Source organism: Paenibacillus sp. WC2504 (assembly GCF_052682475.1).
In genome coordinates this window covers 118,852-136,857 of record NZ_JBQZFH010000001.1, presented here as the reverse complement: position 1 = coordinate 136,857, position 18,006 = coordinate 118,852, and the positions used below count along the sequence as shown (strand labels likewise).

At 43.2% G+C, this 18,006-nt stretch carries 14 protein-coding genes and 1 rRNA gene; 9 read left to right on the top strand and 6 right to left on the bottom strand.

From position 1 onward, the window contains the following. Positions 1-3: 3 nt before the first annotated feature. The 6 genes from mnmG to rpmH form a co-directional block, all read right to left on the bottom strand. Complete coding sequence (gene mnmG, locus ACUN27_RS00605) at positions 4-1,896, bottom strand: tRNA uridine-5-carboxymethylaminomethyl(34) synthesis enzyme MnmG (protein ID WP_315954335.1); 1,893 nt, start codon at positions 1,894-1,896, stop codon at positions 4-6. Between the two features lie 48 nt (positions 1,897-1,944). Then, positions 1,945-3,321: a tRNA uridine-5-carboxymethylaminomethyl(34) synthesis GTPase MnmE gene (mnmE, locus tag ACUN27_RS00600; RefSeq protein WP_315954334.1), complete on the bottom strand. Its 1,377-nt coding sequence runs from the start codon at positions 3,319-3,321 to the stop codon at positions 1,945-1,947. Positions 3,322-3,394: 73 nt separating this feature from the next. Then, positions 3,395-4,012, bottom strand: coding sequence for an RNA-binding cell elongation regulator Jag/EloR (gene jag, locus ACUN27_RS00595; protein WP_326062276.1), 618 nt, complete (start codon positions 4,010-4,012; stop codon positions 3,395-3,397). Beyond that, positions 4,009-4,782, bottom strand: a complete 774-nt coding sequence (gene yidC, locus ACUN27_RS00590; protein WP_235959431.1) for a membrane protein insertase YidC — start codon at positions 4,780-4,782, stop codon at positions 4,009-4,011. Before yidC ends, jag begins: the two co-directional genes overlap by 4 nt. A gap of 71 nt (positions 4,783-4,853) precedes the next feature. After that, entirely contained in the window at positions 4,854-5,213 is a 360-nt protein-coding gene (gene rnpA, locus ACUN27_RS00585) for a ribonuclease P protein component (RefSeq protein WP_181646286.1), read from the bottom strand. 137 nt (positions 5,214-5,350) lie between these two features. Beyond that, positions 5,351-5,485: a 50S ribosomal protein L34 gene (rpmH, locus tag ACUN27_RS00580; protein ID WP_028557239.1), complete on the bottom strand. Its 135-nt coding sequence runs from the start codon at positions 5,483-5,485 to the stop codon at positions 5,351-5,353. A 635-nt stretch (positions 5,486-6,120) separates the two neighbouring features. Between rpmH and dnaA the strand changes: the two genes are divergently transcribed. The 9 genes from dnaA (at position 6,121) to ACUN27_RS00535 (ending at position 17,973) form a co-directional block, all read left to right on the top strand. Continuing rightward, a complete protein-coding gene (gene dnaA / locus ACUN27_RS00575) occupies positions 6,121-7,485 on the top strand; it encodes a chromosomal replication initiator protein DnaA (RefSeq protein ID WP_127454092.1) in 1,365 nt (454 codons plus the stop codon). Between the two features lie 178 nt (positions 7,486-7,663). After that, entirely contained in the window at positions 7,664-8,806 is a 1,143-nt protein-coding gene (dnaN, locus tag ACUN27_RS00570) for a DNA polymerase III subunit beta (protein ID WP_315954331.1), read from the top strand. Positions 8,807-8,819: 13 nt separating this feature from the next. Next, positions 8,820-9,035 carry a S4 domain-containing protein YaaA gene (gene yaaA / locus ACUN27_RS00565; RefSeq protein ID WP_127454096.1) on the top strand — a complete coding sequence of 72 codons (216 nt, stop codon included), beginning with the start codon at positions 8,820-8,822 and terminating at the stop codon, positions 9,033-9,035. Positions 9,036-9,063: 28 nt separating this feature from the next. Next, the gene (gene recF, locus ACUN27_RS00560) at positions 9,064-10,182 is read left to right on the top strand and encodes a DNA replication/repair protein RecF (protein ID WP_127454098.1); all 1,119 of its coding nucleotides are present in this window, start codon (positions 9,064-9,066) and stop codon (positions 10,180-10,182) included. A 5-nt stretch (positions 10,183-10,187) separates the two neighbouring features. After that, positions 10,188-10,436 carry an extracellular matrix regulator RemB gene (gene remB / locus ACUN27_RS00555; protein WP_127454100.1) on the top strand — a complete coding sequence of 83 codons (249 nt, stop codon included), beginning with the start codon at positions 10,188-10,190 and terminating at the stop codon, positions 10,434-10,436. A 69-nt stretch (positions 10,437-10,505) separates the two neighbouring features. Then, entirely contained in the window at positions 10,506-12,422 is a 1,917-nt protein-coding gene (gene gyrB, locus ACUN27_RS00550; protein WP_315954330.1) for a DNA topoisomerase (ATP-hydrolyzing) subunit B, read from the top strand. A gap of 46 nt (positions 12,423-12,468) precedes the next feature. Further along, entirely contained in the window at positions 12,469-14,961 is a 2,493-nt protein-coding gene (gene gyrA, locus ACUN27_RS00545) for a DNA gyrase subunit A (protein ID WP_315954329.1), read from the top strand. An 83-nt stretch (positions 14,962-15,044) separates the two neighbouring features. Further along, complete coding sequence (locus tag ACUN27_RS00540) at positions 15,045-16,112, top strand: HD-GYP domain-containing protein (RefSeq protein ID WP_315954328.1); 1,068 nt, start codon at positions 15,045-15,047, stop codon at positions 16,110-16,112. A gap of 325 nt (positions 16,113-16,437) precedes the next feature. After that, a 16S ribosomal RNA gene (locus ACUN27_RS00535) occupies positions 16,438-17,973 on the top strand. Positions 17,974-18,006 lie beyond the last annotated feature (33 nt).

The window sequence follows — 18,006 nt, the reverse complement described above, 5'->3', positions numbered from 1 at the left end:
ATATTAACCTCTAGCCGCCGTGACTCTGTTATAGTGTTCCAAATATACAAGAAGGATAGAAATATCCGATGGTGTCACACCTGCAATACGCGATGCTTGACCAATCGAGATCGGACGGATTTTAGCCAGCTTTTGCTTCGCTTCCGTTGCAATCCCATGAATTTCGCTATACTCGATATCATCCGGAATCTTCTTCTTCTCCATTTTACGCAGACGCTCGACTTGATTGCTTTGCTTCTCAATGTAACCCGCATATTTAACTTGAATCTCAACTTGTTCTTTCATTTCATCGTCCAGCTCAAGTGGTGAAGGTGACATTTGTTCAATATGTTTGTATTCAATTTCAGGGCGACGAAGCAGCGCGATTGCTGGAACAGAATTATTCAAAACTACACTTTCCAAGCTTTCCAAAAGCTGTTGGACATGCGGTTCCGGTCTAATTTTATCCGTATTCAAACGTTCAATTTCTTGGTCTACTAATTCTTTTTTCTTCAAAAACGTCGCGTAACGCTCCTCAGAAATCAGTCCAATATCATGACCAATTGGTGTTAAACGCAAATCAGCATTATCGTGACGAAGCAGCAAACGATACTCCGCACGAGACGTTAATAGACGATATGGCTCGTTTGTCCCTTTTGTAACTAAATCATCAATAAGAACACCGATATATCCTTCCGAACGATCTAACACAACTGCTTCTTTACCTTGAACTTTACGAGCTGCGTTAATCCCAGCCATAACCCCTTGCCCAGCTGCTTCTTCATACCCAGATGTCCCGTTAATTTGTCCGGCAGTAAACAAACCGCTAACTAGCTTAGTCTCTAATGAAGGCTTCAATTGAGTAGGAACTACCGCATCATATTCAATGGCATAACCGGTACGCATCATTTCTACTTTCTCAAGACCTGGTATGGAGCGCAAAATGCCAAGCTGCACATCTTCCGGCATACTCGTTGATAAACCTTGTACATAATACTCAGATGTATTACGGCCTTCCGGTTCTAGGAAAATTTGATGCTTCGGTTTATCGGCAAAACGAACAATTTTATCTTCGATGGATGGGCAGTATCTCGGCCCAGTACCTTCAATCGCACCTGAAAACATTGGAGCACGGTGCAGATTCGAATTAATTATGTTATGTGTTTCTTCGGACGTATACGTTAACCAACAAGGCAGTTGTTCATTAGCAGCACCTGACTTTGTTTCAAAAGAGAAAAACTTAGGTTCATCATCACCAGGCTGAATTTCCGTTTTACTAAAGTCGATTGAATCTTTATGAACCCGCGGCGGTGTTCCTGTCTTGAAACGCACGAGATCGAAACCTAACTTACGCAGCGATTCCGATAGCTTCACCGAAGGTTGTTGATTGTTCGGGCCGCTCTCGTACATAAGCTCACCCATGATAACTTTCCCTCTGAGGTAAGTTCCTGTCGTAAGAACAATTGCTTTAGCGTAATATTCAGCGCCTGTTTTCGTAATAACACCTTTGATCGCCCCATCTTCAACGATGAGGTCTTCAGCCATACCTTGACGTAACGTTAAGTTTGGCGTAGCTTCAATTGTTTCTTTCATTTTGTGCTGATACGAAAACTTGTCGGCTTGTGCACGAAGTGCATGTACAGCTGGACCTTTGCCAGTATTCAGCATGCGCATTTGAATATAAGTTTTGTCGATGTTGCGACCCATTTCGCCGCCGATCGCATCGATTTCTCGAACAACGTGGCCCTTTGCAGGACCACCAATGGATGGATTACATGGCATGAAAGCAACCATATCCAAATTAATTGTTAAAAGCAGTGTATTACAACCCATCCGGGCAGATGCCAGAGCAGATTCACAACCTGCGTGTCCAGCGCCGATGACAATAACATCAAATTCACCTGCATGATATCCCATAGTTCAAAGTCCCTCCCTCTTTTATGAAAACGAAAATGCTGTCGGTTTTCATTTACCTAAGCAGAATTGTGTAAAAATTTGATCGATCAACGACTCACCAACAGAATCGCCAATAATCTCTCCAAGCTGCTCCCAAGCCGCTCGAATATCGATTTGTATCATATCAATTGGTACGTATTGCTCGTTCGCTTCAAGCGCATCATGCAGCGAGCGTTTTGCTTGCTTCAACAAAGATATATGTCGAACGTTGCTAACGTACGTCAAATCACTTGACTCTAGTTTGCCCTCAAAGAAAATTGCAGCAATCGCTTTTTCTAAATGATCAATACCTTTATTCTCAATCAGTGATAGCTCGACAATACGCTCATGTGGAAAATAACTCAGTACCTGATCGATATCTAGCTTACGACTTAAATCAATCTTATTCAAAATAACAATCGTTTGCTTATCCGCTAATTGCTTCATTAAAGCAAGCTCATCTAACTGAAGTTCTTCATTGCTATTCAGAACCAGTAAGATCAGATCTGCTTCCGCCAAAGCAGTTTTCGATCTTTCAACTCCGATTTGTTCCACTAAATCTGTTGTTTCACGAATCCCCGCAGTATCCAACAGCTTAAGCGGAATACCGCCAACATTAACAAATTCCTCAATGACATCTCTAGTCGTTCCTGGAATATCGGTTACAATCGCCCGATTCTCCTGCGCCAATTCATTTAACAACGACGATTTTCCTACATTCGGTCTGCCCACGATAGCCGTTTCAATACCCTCACGCAATATTTTACCTTGCTCAGCGGTCACCAAAAGACGGTCAATTTCAAGCATTACCGTGTCACATTTACTCTTTATGAAAGCATTCGTCATTTCTTCAACATCATGCTCTGGATAATCAATATTGACTTCCACATGGGCCATTAATTCTACCAACACATATCGTAAATGTTTGATTTGCTTCGACAAATTTCCTTCAACTTGCTTTAACGCCACTTTAAAAGCTCTGTCCGATTTGGCGCGAATTAAGTCGATAACAGCTTCCGCTTGCGTCAAATCAATCCGACCATTAAGGAAAGCTCGTTTCGTGAATTCACCGGGTTCCGCCAAACGTATCCCCTGCTGCAGCAATAAATCCAACACCTTCTTAACAGAAACGATACCGCCGTGGCAACTAACTTCGACAACATCCTCCATTGTAAAAGAACGTGGAGATTTCATTAAAGTAACGAGAACCTCCTCTACCTTTTCGGCAGAAGCAGGTTCTATAATAAAGCCATAATGTACCGTATGCGTCTCAGCATCTGATAATTTCGTTTTCGAGCGAAAAACACGCTCCACCAGTGGAACTGCTTCATCCCCGCTCACACGAATAACCGCTATCCCACCCTCACCGAGCGGCGTAGAAATAGCAGCAATCGTATCATTTAACATAGTATTAACACCTCGAATTTACCTCATCTTAAAGAAAAAGCAATGACTTATGCTCATGTCATTGCGGCTAAGGTTATTTGACGGCGATCACGACCCGACGGTTCGGTTCATCGCCTTTGCTATATGTTTTGACAACAGGATGCCCTTGCAATTCAGCATGAATAATCTTCCGTTCTTGCGAATTCATCGGCTCCAAAATAACTTCTTTTTTCGACTTTATGACACGATTCGCCAACCTTAAAGCAAGCTCCTCTAACGTCTTTTTACGTCGATCTCGGAAATTTTCCGCATCCAAAATAATCCGGAAATGCGAGTTTGCATAACGATTTGCGACAATATTGACTATATACTGCAGCGCATCGAGGGTTTGTCCTCTTTTACCGATCAAAATACCAAGCTCCGAACCACTCATATTCAACTGGTAGCCTTCGCGATCCTTTGTCGTGTCTATGGTGATGGAAATTTTCATCGCTTCGAACATATCTTGTAAGAAAGCAATGGCTTCCTCAAGCGGATCTGGTATCAATTCAAGCTCAACCTTAGCTTCTTTGGAACCAATAAACCCAAACAACCCCCGGGAGGGCTGTTCCAAAATATGAATCTTTACACGATCCTCCGAAACCTGCCATTGAGATAGACCGGCTTTCACCGCTAACTCAATAGTTTTTCCAGTCACCACAATTTTTTTCATTTGGACAGGCCACCCTTATTATTTTGAGATCCAGGATTTTTTTGTTTTCCAGGAGAACCATAAATAAAGTAAGACTGAATAATGGTGAAGATGTTACCGTAGATCCAGTAAAGTGGCAGCGCAGCTGCGAAATTCATGGACATCACGAAAATCATAACCGGGAAAATGTATAGTAAGCTTTTCATTTGTTGATTCATTTGAGAAGACATAAACATTTGTTGAACGAATGTGGTTGCCGCGGCAATGATCGGAAGAATGTAATAGTGATCGGGCTGTCCTAAATTCATCCATAAAAAAGTATGCTCTCGAATATGGTCATTACGCATGATAGCTTGATAAAGCGCAATCAGAATTGGCATTTGAACAATGATTGGGAAACATCCGGCTAACGGATTCACACCATTTGACTGAAATAACTTCATTGTTTCTTCCTGCTGCTTCTTCGCATCATCTTTATACTTTTCTTTAAGCTTCTTCATCTCAGGCTGCAACTCTTGCATCCGTTTGGAGCTCTTATACTGCTTCAGCGTCAGAGGCAAAATAATGAGACGAATAATTAGGGTTACGACCAAAATGGATAAACCATATTGACCCCATAACTTGACGGCGAACCAGTCGAGTGTCTGCGAAAGCGGGTACACAAAATATTTGACAAAAAAACCTGCCGTATTAGGATCAATCGGTGCCATAGCAGCGCTACTAGGACTACATCCTGACAACAATAAGATCAACGCAGAAAGAGCTGCAAGCAAATAAAGTCGACGAGTCAAAATGAGATCCTCCTAAATATCTTTTCCAACATAAACTATAACACAATTTAAGCGTGAAAAGAAATAATGCTTCACTTTTTTATTGTGTCATTTCTTTTTAATAAAGAAGCTTTTCGGATTACATGCCAAATGCTTTTCTCCATCTCGGCATATTCCATGTCTACAGCGGGTTTCCGAGCCAGCAAAATGTAATCATAATGCGGCGTCAAATTCTCCTTTTTCAAACGGATGATCTCTTTCACCATTCGTCTCAAGCGGTTCCGAACAACCGCATTCCCCACTTTTTTACTCACCGAGATGCCAAGTCGGAAATTTTCCATTTTAGGCTGAGGTAAATAGTAAAGAACGAATTGATGGTTGGCCATTGATTTGCCATATCGGTAAATCTTATTGAAGTCTTCTCGTTTAGCTAATCTATATTCTTTTTCCACAGACATGTACGCTCCAGACCGTTAACTTCAGATAAGCGAAATCACCACTTAGGCATCTTATCTATTTTTGACCGAAATGACGGCATATAAACTGTCCATCCAAATGCAAAAAAAAAAGCCCCTTCCGGAGCCTCTTTTTACGCGCTAAGAACTTTTCTTCCTTTAAGACGACGAGCTTGTAGAACTTTACGACCGTTCTTCGTGCTCATTCTTTTACGGAAACCATGATTCTTCTTACGCTTTCTCGTATTCGGGTTAAACGTCGGACCCATCTATAGCACCTCCCTACCTGAGGATATCCATCCTACAAAATTTCTACTACTCATTAAATCATATATCACTCAAGAAAGTCAACCTACCCGAGCGTGCAGAATGAAATGCCAAATTGATCATAATAAATCGAAAAAGAATAACCTGTGTATAAATTTTATCCACCGAAAAGAGAAGCTTGTCGAAAATCAACAGAATATTAACAATATCTTGTGTTGTGAACAATTTCTATGCACAACTTGTTGTAATTGTGGATAATCCCAAACAATCCGTTGATTAACAGGCTATCTTTTGTTAAGATGATAATGTTTCTGTTGTGGATATACACGACCACTTCTCCGATTTATCAACAGTCTGTGGATAACATTGTGAACAAAATTCCCTCTACAAGAACAAGTCATTTTAACCGATTCTTAATAATGTGGATAAAACGACAAAAGCCGTCCTTTTTTGACCCCATCAGACATGTTGGTTCTTTTCGCAATAAATCGCGCAGAATATACTCTGATTGCGTTCAATCTATGCGTTTTTCGGATCGCTCCAGTTAGAGCTTCAACCATAATGATTTATACACAGATTGCATTTTATGAAACCTGGCCTTTACGCCACATGTTTGATTTTAAAGGAGTGAATTACTGTGGAAGGCCATTCTACGGACTTATGGCAGCAAATCTTATCGATTATACAAACTAAGCTCAGCAAACCTAGCTTCGATACTTGGCTAAAATCAACCAAAGCGACAGTTTTTAATGACTCGACTGTCGTTATTTGTGCGCCCAACAATTTTGCCCAGGAGTGGCTGGAAAGCCGTTACACCAAGCTGATTGAAGGTACCATTTATGATTTCACCGGCAAACACGTTTCCGTGAAATTCATCATTGAGACCGAAGAACAGAAAGCGCAGTCTGCTGCGACTCAACCGGCTGTCATACCGCCCAAAGGTCCCGCCATTGTAGCAGGTGAAGAAAATTTCACGAATATGATGAACTCGAGATACACGTTCGATACTTTCGTCATCGGATCAGGCAACCGATTCGCGCATGCAGCTTCATTAGCTGTGGCCGAAGCGCCAGCAAAAGCCTATAATCCGCTCTTTTTATACGGAGGCGTTGGTTTAGGCAAAACCCATTTGATGCATGCAATCGGTCATTATGTGCTGGAACATAACCCTGGGGCCCGTGTTTTATATATTTCATCAGAGAAATTTACGAATGAATTCATTAATGCTGTTCGTGATAACCGCGGTGAAGGATTCCGTAATAAATATAGAACAATCGATGTGCTATTAATTGACGATATTCAATTCCTCGCCGGTAAAGAAGGTACGCAGGAGGAATTTTTCCATACATTTAACGCGCTTCATGAAGAAGGTAAGCAAATTATTATCTCCAGTGACCGCCCTCCCAAAGAGATTCCAACTCTGGAGGACCGCTTGCGCTCTAGGTTTGAGTGGGGCTTAATTACCGACATTCAGCCGCCTGATTTAGAAACGCGCATCGCGATTTTGCGGAAAAAAGCGAAAGCTGAAAATCTTGAAATTCCGAATGAAGCAATGATCTATATCGCGAATCAAATCGATACGAACATCCGTGAACTTGAAGGTGCTCTAATAAGGGTAGTTGCCTACTCCTCTCTAATTAATCAGGATATTAGCGTACATTTGACTGCCGAAGCTTTGAAGGATATTATTCCGTCCAATCGGCCAAAGGTTATAACCATACAGGATATTCAGCAGCGTGTTGGTGAATTCTATGGATTAAAGCTCGAGGATTTTAAAGCGCGCAAACGAACGAAAGCCGTAGCTTTCCCTAGACAGGTCGCTATGTACCTGGCCCGAGAGCTGACGGACTTCTCTTTGCCAAAAATTGGAGATAATTTTGGTGGCCGCGACCATACCACGGTTATCCATGCCCATGAAAAAATATCGCAAATGTTGCAAGCGGACCAGGAGCTCTATAAGATCGTTCATAATCTCACAGAGCGTATCAAAAACCCCTCTTAATAACATTTGATTTCGGGTGAGCCTATACACAATCTATTCACATGTGGATAGGCTTGCTTTATATATGGTTCATCCACATATCCACATATCCAGAGCCCCTACTGCTATTACTAATAAAGAATGTTATTATATAAAGATATGCTAACGCACCCCAAAAAAGAACTGCAGGAGTGAAGTCATGAAATTAACGATCCTTAAAGAGCATTTAATAGAATCCATTGGTCACGTTTCCAAAGCCATTTCGTCACGTACAACAATTCCTATCCTTACAGGGATCAAAATAGATGCAACCTTAAGCGGTGTAACCCTTACGGCAAGCGATACCGATATTTCCATCCAAAGCTTTACGCCAAGCGAAAATGGTACGAACAAAATCATTCAATTATATCAAGCGGGGAGTGTTGTGCTTCCAGCTAAATTTTTCGTTGAAATTATCCGTAAGCTCCCTGCTCAACTCATTGAAATTGAAGTAGGTAATAATTTTCAAACCATCATTCGTTCAGGTTCTTCTGAAATTCAAATTATGGGACTTGATCCGGACGAATATCCGCTGCTTCCGGAAATCGAAGAAAGCAAAATGCTGCGTCTTCCAAGTGATTTGCTTAAAACAATGATTAAACAAACGTCTTACGCGGTATCAACGAATGAGTCTACGCCAATTCTTACGGGTGTACTTTGGAATATCACTGGTGATAAACTGAAATTTATTGCTTGTGACCGTCACCGACTTGCCAGCCGAGAAGTTACCGTTGATAACGATAATGCGCACAATTTGCCTAATATTGTTATTTCAGGCCGAACTCTGAATGAATTAAGCAAAATCTTGCCTGATCAAAACTCACTTATAGATATAGTTATTTCGGACAATCAGGTTTTATTCAAAATTCATTCGATTTTATTTTACTCACGCATTTTGGATGGTACGTATCCGGATACATCGAAGCTTATTCCTCAGTCTTTCCAAACGGAAATGGTCGTTCCGACGAAAGAATTGGCTGAAGCCATCGATCGCGCTTACCTCCTTTCCAAAGAAGATAAGACGAATATTGTTAAAATGATGATGCTGGAAGACCAAACTATCGAAATTTCGTCCAGCTCCTCCGAGCTCGGCAAGGTAACGGAACAAATTAACCTGCAGCATATTGTCGGTGATTTACTCAAAATCTCTTTTAACTCCAAATATATGCTTGATGCGCTCAAAGTTCTCGACTCAGAGTTTATTCATATTGGATTTACTGGAGCTATGCAGCCTATCATCATGAAACCGCAAGATTCGACAAACATTCTACAGCTGATCTTGCCATATCGAACAACGAATTAAGGAGTGCTCCAGTATGAAGCAAATCGCTATTAACACGGACTATATTACGCTCGGGCAGTTTCTCAAATTATCGGACTGTATATCCACAGGTGGACAAGCCAAATTTTTTGTTGTGGATACAAAAATCGAAGTGAACGGACAAGCAGAAAATCGCAGAGGACGGAAACTCGTTCCGAAAGATATCGTTACCGTGGAGGGTTTCGGACAATTCGAAGTCGTTAGCTCCTGATTGGGCCAAGCCAGGAGGATGAGTAATCATGTTTTTGAACAGACTCGCGCTTAAGTCTTACCGAAATTACGATCAGATCGAGTTGACCACGGATAGCAATGTCAATATCTTCGTAGGACCTAACGCACAGGGCAAAACGAATTTATTGGAATCCATCTATGTATTGGCAATGACCAAATCACATCGTACTCATCAAGACAAAGAACTGATCGGCTGGAACGGTGATCAAACGCAGCTGCATGCACAGATTCAAAAGCGATATGGCAGTTGTCAATTGGATCTCTCCATTTCAACCAAAGGCAAGAAGGCAAAAATTAATGGGCTCGAGCAGAAAAAGCTCAGCAACTTTATCGGTGCGCTTAATGTTGTTATGTTTGCGCCCGAAGATTTAGAAATTGTCAAAGGCACGCCTGGTATCAGACGAAGATTTCTCGATATGGAGATTGGCCAGGTTCAGCCCTCTTATCTCTATGATTTATCGCAATATCAAAAAATTTTGCTTCAGCGTAACAATTATTTAAAACAAAATTTCGCTGGAAAAGGCTCACCAGACGCGATGTTGGACATCTGGAATGAACAATTAGCACTGTATGGTGTTAAAATTATGAAAAAGCGTCAAAACTTTATAAAGAAGCTGCAACAATGGGCTGAAACGATCCATCGAGGAATAACGAATGACAGTGAAGAGCTACTCATCCGCTATTCCCCTTCGTTTGACATGGGCTCGTTTGAAGATGAATCTGTTTTATTAAACCAATTTATGATAAAGTTATCTTTGGTCAGAGATCAGGAATTCCGAAGAGGCGTTACACTAGTGGGCCCTCATCGCGACGATCTTCTTTTTTACATCAACGACAAAGAAGTGCAAACCTACGGCTCCCAGGGGCAGCAGCGCACAACTGCACTCTCCCTTAAGCTGGCGGAGATTGAACTCATCCATGAGGAAGTTGGCGAATATCCTCTTTTATTGCTTGATGATGTGCTTTCAGAGCTTGATGAATATAGGCAGACGCAGTTGATCCGCACGTTCCAAGAAAAAGTGCAAACGTTTATCACCACGACGGGTCTAGAGAGTGTCCATTTGGACCAACTGAACCATGCTTCCGTGTTTCATGTTTTGAAAGGAAATGTAAGTGGCAGGAGCTGAGGAGCATGTTTATTCATTTGGGTGGAGAAAAAATTATTCGAGCTTCCGAACTGATTGCTATATTCGATATCTCGATAGAAAAATCCTCAAAAATATCGAAACAATTCATTCAACAAGCTGTTAAGGATAAAAAAACAGAAAAAATCGGTGAGGAAGAATGCAAATCTCTCGTTGTTACGAAGAGTAAAGTGTATTATTCCCCGATCTCCTCTACCACGCTCAAGAAAAGAGCGCATCTTTTGTTAACGAACTAACCTTTTGTTGTTCACATAAGAGAGTATAAGAGGTTTATCTCACTATAAAAAAAGCAGGTGGAGATTAACATGTCTGTGAATCAAAATGCGTACGATGATAGTCAGATTCAGGTTTTGGAAGGGTTAGAAGCCGTTCGCAAAAGACCGGGTATGTATATTGGTTCAACCAGTGCCCGTGGACTTCACCATCTCGTTTGGGAAGTTGTCGATAACAGTATTGACGAGGCGCTTGCTGGCTTCTGTACGAAAATCGATGTAATTGTTCATAAAAATAATAGTATTACCGTCATTGATAACGGACGTGGGATTCCGGTCGGGGAAAATGCGAAGCTCAAACGTCCAACGCTTGAAGTCGTACTCACCGTCCTGCATGCGGGCGGTAAATTCGGTGGCGAGGATTCCGGTTACAAAGTATCCGGGGGGCTGCACGGTGTAGGTATTTCCGTAGTTAATGCGTTGTCTGAGCACTTAACTGTAAAAGTAAAGAATAAAGGCCAAATTCATCAACAAGAATACCGCCGCGGAACACCGCAATATGATGTGAAAGTGGTTGGGGAGACGGAAGAAACGGGCACGACGGTCACGTTCCAGCCAGATCCGGAGATTTTCAAAGAGACAACGGAATATGATTTTGACATCCTTCAATCCAGGATTCGCGAGCTCGCTTTCCTGAACAAAGGAATCGAGATCAATTTAATCGACGAACGTACAGATACGGCTACAACGCATATGTATGAGGGCGGGATTATTTCCTTCGTTCAGCATTTGAATAGAAATCGCGAAGTTGTCAATGAGCTGCCGATCTATGTAGAGGGCTCCAAAGATAATATCTCTATCGAGATTGCCCTTCAGTACAATGACAGCTACACCGAAAATATTTATTCCTTCGCCAACAACATCAACACACATGAAGGCGGTACGCACGAATCAGGTTTCAAAAGTGCGCTTACACGGATTCTGAACGATTATGCTCGTAAAACGAACTCCCTGAAAGAAAGCGATTCAAACCTTTCCGGTGACGATGTCCGTGAAGGGCTTGCTGCGATTATTTCCGTGAAAATTCCGGAGCCTCAATTCGAAGGGCAAACGAAAACGAAACTAGGAAACAGCGAAGTCCGCGGTATTGTCGAGTCTTTATTTGCTGAGAAATTGCAAACGTTCATGGAAGAAAACCCAGCTGTCGCCAAGCGTATCCTGGAAAAAGGGATTCAAGCGGCAAGAGCAAGGGAAGCAGCACGTAAAGCGAGAGAACTGACTCGCCGTAAAAGTGCTCTGGAAGTAAGCGCCTTGCCAGGTAAACTCGCAGACTGCTCCTCCAAGGATGCTTCTATCAGCGAGATTTACATCGTAGAAGGTGACTCTGCGGGCGGTTCAGCTAAGCAAGGACGTGATCGTCACTTCCAAGCGATTCTTCCACTTCGCGGAAAAATTTTGAATGTTGAGAAAGCCAGATTGGATCGTATTTTATCAAATACGGAGATTCGGGCGATGATTACAGCTTTCGGTACGGGAATCAGCGATGATTTCGATATCAATAAAGCTCGTTATCACAAAATCATTATTATGACAGACGCCGACGTTGATGGAGCACATATTCGTACACTCCTTCTTACGTTCTTCTACAGATACATGAAAAAGTTAATTGAGTCCGGATATGTATATATCGCACAGCCTCCTCTTTTCAAATTGGAGAGGAATAAAACCGTACGTTATGCTTATAACGAAAAGCAAAGAGAAGCGATCATGCAAGAGTTTGGTGAGGGTGCCAAAGTCAATGTACAGCGTTACAAAGGACTTGGTGAGATGAATCCTGAGCAACTATGGGAAACCACGATGGACCCAGAAAGCCGAACTTTGCTGCAAGTGACGATCGAAGATGCGATTGAAGCGGATACGCTCTTTGATTCTTTGATGGGAGATAACGTTGAGCCTAGAAGAGATTTCATCGAGGAACACGCAATTTACGTGAAAAATCTAGATGTCTAAACGTCTTAGACGTTGTTAACGATGTAAGCTTTCAGGAGGAACATTCATGAGCGAAGAATTACGTTCGCAAGTCAAAGAAATTGACATTTCTACCGAAATGCGTACATCCTTCTTAGACTATGCGATGAGTATCATTGTCAGTCGTGCACTGCCAGATGTAAGGGATGGTCTGAAGCCGGTTCATCGTCGTATTCTTTATGCGATGTCAGAACTGGGCATGTCTCCAGATAAACCATATAAGAAATCAGCGAGAATCGTCGGCGAAGTTATCGGTAAATACCATCCACACGGGGATTCCGCTGTTTATGAAACCATGGTTCGGATGGCGCAGGACTTCTCTCTTCGTTACATGCTCGTTGACGGTCATGGTAACTTTGGATCGATCGACGGCGATATGGCCGCAGCTATGCGTTATACGGAAGCTCGTCTGTCCAAAATTGCGATGGAACTTCTACGTGATATCAACAAAGAGACGATCGATTATGCGCCTAACTATGATGGTGAGGAACAAGAACCTGTTGTTCTCCCATCCCGTTTTCCTAACTTGCTTGTGAACGGAAGCTCAGGTATCGCGGTAGGTATGGCCACGAATATTCCTCCGCATAACCTACGGGAAGTTATTGAGGGTATTCAAATGCTGATCCAGAATCCTGAAATAACACCTTTGGAGCTGATGACAGCGATCAAAGGGCCGGATTTCCCAACAGCTGGATTTATTCTGGGCCGTGAGGGCATCAGACAAGCCTATACGACAGGTAGAGGCTCTGTTACGATGCGGGCTAGAACCGTCATTGAAGAAAATAACAATAAGGCTAGAATCATTGTTAATGAGCTGCCTTATCAAGTAAATAAAGCTAGATTAGTTGAGAAGATTGCCGAACTCGTTCGCGAGAAAAAGATTGACGGTATCACGGATCTTCGCGATGAATCTGATCGCAACGGAATGCGTGTTGTGATTGAGCTTCGCCGGGATGTGAATCCGAATGTCGTGTTGAATAACTTGTTTAAACAGACGGCTATGCAGTCCAACTTCGGTATCATCATGTTGGCGCTTGTTAATGGTCAACCAAGAGTACTGAATCTTCGTGAGATGCTTCAGTACTATCTCAAACACCAACAAGAAGTCATTCGTCGCAGAACCGAGTATGACCTGCGCAAAGCTGAAGCGCGCGCTCATATCTTGGAAGGCTTGCGAATCGCATTGGACCATCTGGATCAAGTTATCGCGTTGATTCGTGCTTCCAGAACTACTGAGGAAGCTAGAGATGGCCTCATGAACACGTTTAATTTGAGCTATGATCAAGCTCAAGCTATTCTGGACATGCGCCTACAGCGTTTAACTGGATTAGAGCGTGAAAAAATTGAAGCTGAATACGAAGAGCTCATGAAGAAAATCGCTGAACTTAAAGCGATTCTTGCTGACGAGCAGCTGATTCTAGCAATCATTAGCGAAGAGCTCAATGAGATCAAAGAGAAATTCGGTGACGAACGCCGTTCCGAGATTACAATTGGTGAGGAAAGCATCGAAGATGAAGACCTCATTCCACGTGAAGATGTCGTTATTACGATTACGCACACAGGTTACATTAAACGGCTACCGGTCACTACGTATAAGAACCAGAAGCGTGGTGGACGCGGGATTGTCGGAATGGGAACCAAAGACGACGACTTTGTGGAACATTTGTTCGTAACCAATACACATCATTACCTGATGTTCTTTACGAATAAAGGTAAAGTGTATCGGTTGAAAGCTTATGAGATTCCAGATTTGAGCCGAACTGCGCGCGGGACTCCGATCATTAACTTGATCCAGATCGAGCAAGGTGAGACGATCAATGCTGTAATCCCAGTTGAGAGCTTCGAAACAGATCAATACTTATTCTTTGCAACGAAGCAAGGTGTTGTGAAAAAGACGCCAATTGACGATTACTCCAATATCCGTAAAGGCGGTCTAATCGCGATTAATTTGCGTGAAGACGACGACCTCATCGGCGTTAAATTAACCGACGGCAATCAAGGTATCATCATGGGGACCAAGTTCGGTATGTCGATTCATTTCCCAGAGCAAGATGTGCGTTCAATGGGAAGATCGGCTACTGGGGTCAAAGGTATCCAGCTTGATGAGGAAGATGCTGTAATCGATATGGACGTAGTCCATGAAGATAACAGCGTATTGATTGTAACGACTAAGGGCTTCGGAAAAAGAACACCTGTTTCTGAGTATCGTATCCAAACACGTGGTGGTAAAGGGATCAAAACCTTAAACATCACGGATAAGAATGGTCCTGTTGTGGGTCTTAAAGTCGTTCAAGAAGACGAAGATCTCATGATTATTACTGCTTCCGGTACGGTCATTCGAACAAGTATGGATGGTATTTCGGTTATGGGTCGTAACACACAAGGTGTGCGTCTAATCAACATTCGTGAGGATGATGAAGTAGGAACCTTGGCGAGAGTACAGAAGAACGAAGACCAAAATGAGAGCGAAGAAGACGGCGATTGGGAAGAAACCGATACGGAATCGACGGATACAGAATAATAATTTGCAGGGATGGGCTTACAAACCCATCCTTTTTATTTTACAATAGCATGTATAAGATAAAGTAAGGTGAGTGAGCGATCGTGCCGACAGTAGCCGTTTCTCAATTAAAGTATGGCGAAAAACTAGGAGACAATGTAACAACGAAATTAGGAAATGTCCTTTTCAATAAAGGTAAAATCCTGAATGAGAGAGATCTTGAGATTCTTAAAGCTTTTTTCATTGCTTCTGTTTATATTGAATCAAAGAACGGCATTGAGCCCGAGGGGGCCATTGAGGATGCGAAAGTGAAAGAAGTTGCTACAATTCCTCCTTTTTATATAGAGTATCAGAACATGTTAAAGCTACTTAAACGCGTTTTTTTGCTCGCTAATGGCGGACAGCCTCTACCCATCCTAGATATTCGTAACGGACTTGAAGCACTTATTCAGCATATCGATACCTACAAAGTACTCACTTTTACTCCCAAAAATCGCAATTTGCAAGATTACATATTTCACAAAAGCATTATGGTCAGTTTGACCTCGTATTGTTTGGCTAGATGGCATGGTCTTCCCCAGAAAGATTTAATGCAAATTGCACTAGCCGGCCTTCTGCATGATATCGGCATTTCCAAAGTAGATGCAACCATCCTGGAGAAAAAGGGCCGTTTGATGGAATCTGAGATGGAAGAGATCAAACAGCATACGTTGATAGGCTATCAGATCCTAAAAAATATTTCGGGGATCAATGAGGGTGTTAAATTAACAGCCGTTCAGCATCACGAGCGCGAGGATGGGTCCGGTTATCCTTTAGGAGTGAAAGGCGATAAACTTCATATTTACGCTAAAATCGTCGCAATTGCTGATATTTATAATGCGATGACAAACGAACGTCATCACAAAACGGCTATGTCCCCTTACCTCGTGTTAGAGCAACTCTTTACGGAATCATTCGGAAAAGTTGATCCGACCCTGGTTCAAGTGTTTATAAACAAGTCTACACAAATTAGCAATGGAACTTTAGTTAGACTCAGTGATAATCGTGTCGGAGAGATTATATTCTCGGATCGCTCGCAGCCGACAAGACCTTGGGTGAATGTCAATGGAACGATCGTCAATTTAACAATAGAGAGAAGCTTATTTATTCAAGAAGTTATCGGACAAGTATAGAGACGAGAGGCCCCTTATTCAGGGGTTTTTCTTTATTTTAAAAAGAATATAGAAAAATGCTTGCATTCTGTTTCTAGATTTGTTATATTACTCCTTGTCGCTTCGGCGGTCGAATGAAAGAACGAAAGTAACTGAAAAAAAGTTCTTGCAATCGAATAGGCTGATGTGGTATATTAATCAGGTCGCTTTTGAAGGCGATGGATGAATAAGGAAGTCATTGATCTTTGAAAACTGAACAACGAGTGAGTAAGCACAGTCGAGTAATCGACTATAAATGAGATTGTAAAATCTCGCTAGCAAGTCAATGAGTACAATCAGCTTTTCTATTATGGAGAGTTTGATCCTGGCTCAGGACGAACGCTGGCGGCGTGCCTAATACATGCAAGTCGAGCGGAGCACTTCGGTGCTTAGCGGCGGACGGGTGAGTAACACGTAGGCAACCTGCCTATAAGACTGGGATAACTATCGGAAACGATAGCTAAGACCGGATAACTGGTTTTCTCGCATGAGAGAATTATGAAACACGGAGCAATCTGTGGCTTATAGATGGGCCTGCGGCGCATTAGCTAGTTGGTGAGGTAACGGCTCACCAAGGCGACGATGCGTAGCCGACCTGAGAGGGTGAACGGCCACACTGGGACTGAGACACGGCCCAGACTCCTACGGGAGGCAGCAGTAGGGAATCTTCCGCAATGGACGCAAGTCTGACGGAGCAACGCCGCGTGAGTGATGAAGGTTTTCGGATCGTAAAGCTCTGTTGCCCTAGACGAACAGCAAGGTGAGTAACTGCACTTTGTGTGACGGTATAGGAGAAGAAAGCCCCGGCTAACTACGTGCCAGCAGCCGCGGTAATACGTAGGGGGCAAGCGTTGTCCGGAATTATTGGGCGTAAAGCGCGCGCAGGCGGTTAATTAAGTTGGGTGTTTAAGCCCGGGGCTCAACCCCGGTTCGCATCCAAAACTGGTTGACTTGAGTGTAGGAGAGGAAAGTGGAATTCCACGTGTAGCGGTGAAATGCGTAGAGATGTGGAGGAACACCAGTGGCGAAGGCGACTTTCTGGCCTATAACTGACGCTGAGGCGCGAAAGCGTGGGGAGCAAACAGGATTAGATACCCTGGTAGTCCACGCCGTAAACGATGCATACTAGGTGTTGGGGATTCGATTCCTCGGTGCCGAAGTTAACACAGTAAGTATGCCGCCTGGGGAGTACGCTCGCAAGAGTGAAACTCAAAGGAATTGACGGGGACCCGCACAAGCAGTGGAGTATGTGGTTTAATTCGAAGCAACGCGAAGAACCTTACCAGGTCTTGACATCTGGGTGTAAGCACTAGAGATAGTGCCCCTCTTCGGAGCACCCAAGACAGGTGGTGCATGGTTGTCGTCAGCTCGTGTCGTGAGATGTTGGGTTAAGTCCCGCAACGAGCGCAACCCTTGATCTTAGTTGCCAGCACTTCGGGTGGGCACTCTAAGATGACTGCCGGTGACAAACCGGAGGAAGGTGGGGATGACGTCAAATCATCATGCCCCTTATGACCTGGGCTACACACGTACTACAATGGTCGGTACAACGGGAAGCGAAGCCGCGAGGTGGAGCCAATCCTTATAAGCCGATCTCAGTTCGGATTGCAGGCTGCAACTCGCCTGCATGAAGTCGGAATTGCTAGTAATCGCGGATCAGCATGCCGCGGTGAATACGTTCCCGGGTCTTGTACACACCGCCCGTCACACCACGAGAGTTTACAACACCCGAAGTCGGTGGGGTAACCCGCAAGGGAGCCAGCCGCCGAAGGTGGGGTAGATGATTGGGGTGAAGTCGTAACAAGGTAGCCGTATCGGAAGGTGCGGCTGGATCACCTCCTTTCTATGGAGACTCGGGTCTGAAACGACCCAGTCA

Bases quoted from the DNA above. Each gene is read 5' to 3' on its own strand.
- gyrB (WP_315954330.1), top strand. From the start codon at position 10,506: ATGTCTGTGAATCAAAATGCGTACGATGATAGTCAGATTCAGGTTTTG.
- yaaA (WP_127454096.1), top strand. From the start codon at position 8,820: ATGAAGCAAATCGCTATTAACACGGACTATATTACGCTCGGGCAGTTT.
- recF (WP_127454098.1), top strand. From the start codon at position 9,064: ATGTTTTTGAACAGACTCGCGCTTAAGTCTTACCGAAATTACGATCAG.
- remB (WP_127454100.1), top strand. From the start codon at position 10,188: ATGTTTATTCATTTGGGTGGAGAAAAAATTATTCGAGCTTCCGAACTG.
- jag (WP_326062276.1), bottom strand. From the start codon at position 4,012: ATGAAAAAAATTGTGGTGACTGGAAAAACTATTGAGTTAGCGGTGAAA.
- mnmE (WP_315954334.1), bottom strand. From the start codon at position 3,321: ATGTTAAATGATACGATTGCTGCTATTTCTACGCCGCTCGGTGAGGGT.
- mnmG (WP_315954335.1), bottom strand. From the start codon at position 1,896: ATGGGATATCATGCAGGTGAATTTGATGTTATTGTCATCGGCGCTGGA.
- rpmH (WP_028557239.1), bottom strand. From the start codon at position 5,485: ATGGGTCCGACGTTTAACCCGAATACGAGAAAGCGTAAGAAGAATCAT.
- dnaN (WP_315954331.1), top strand. From the start codon at position 7,664: ATGAAATTAACGATCCTTAAAGAGCATTTAATAGAATCCATTGGTCAC.
- gyrA (WP_315954329.1), top strand. From the start codon at position 12,469: ATGAGCGAAGAATTACGTTCGCAAGTCAAAGAAATTGACATTTCTACC.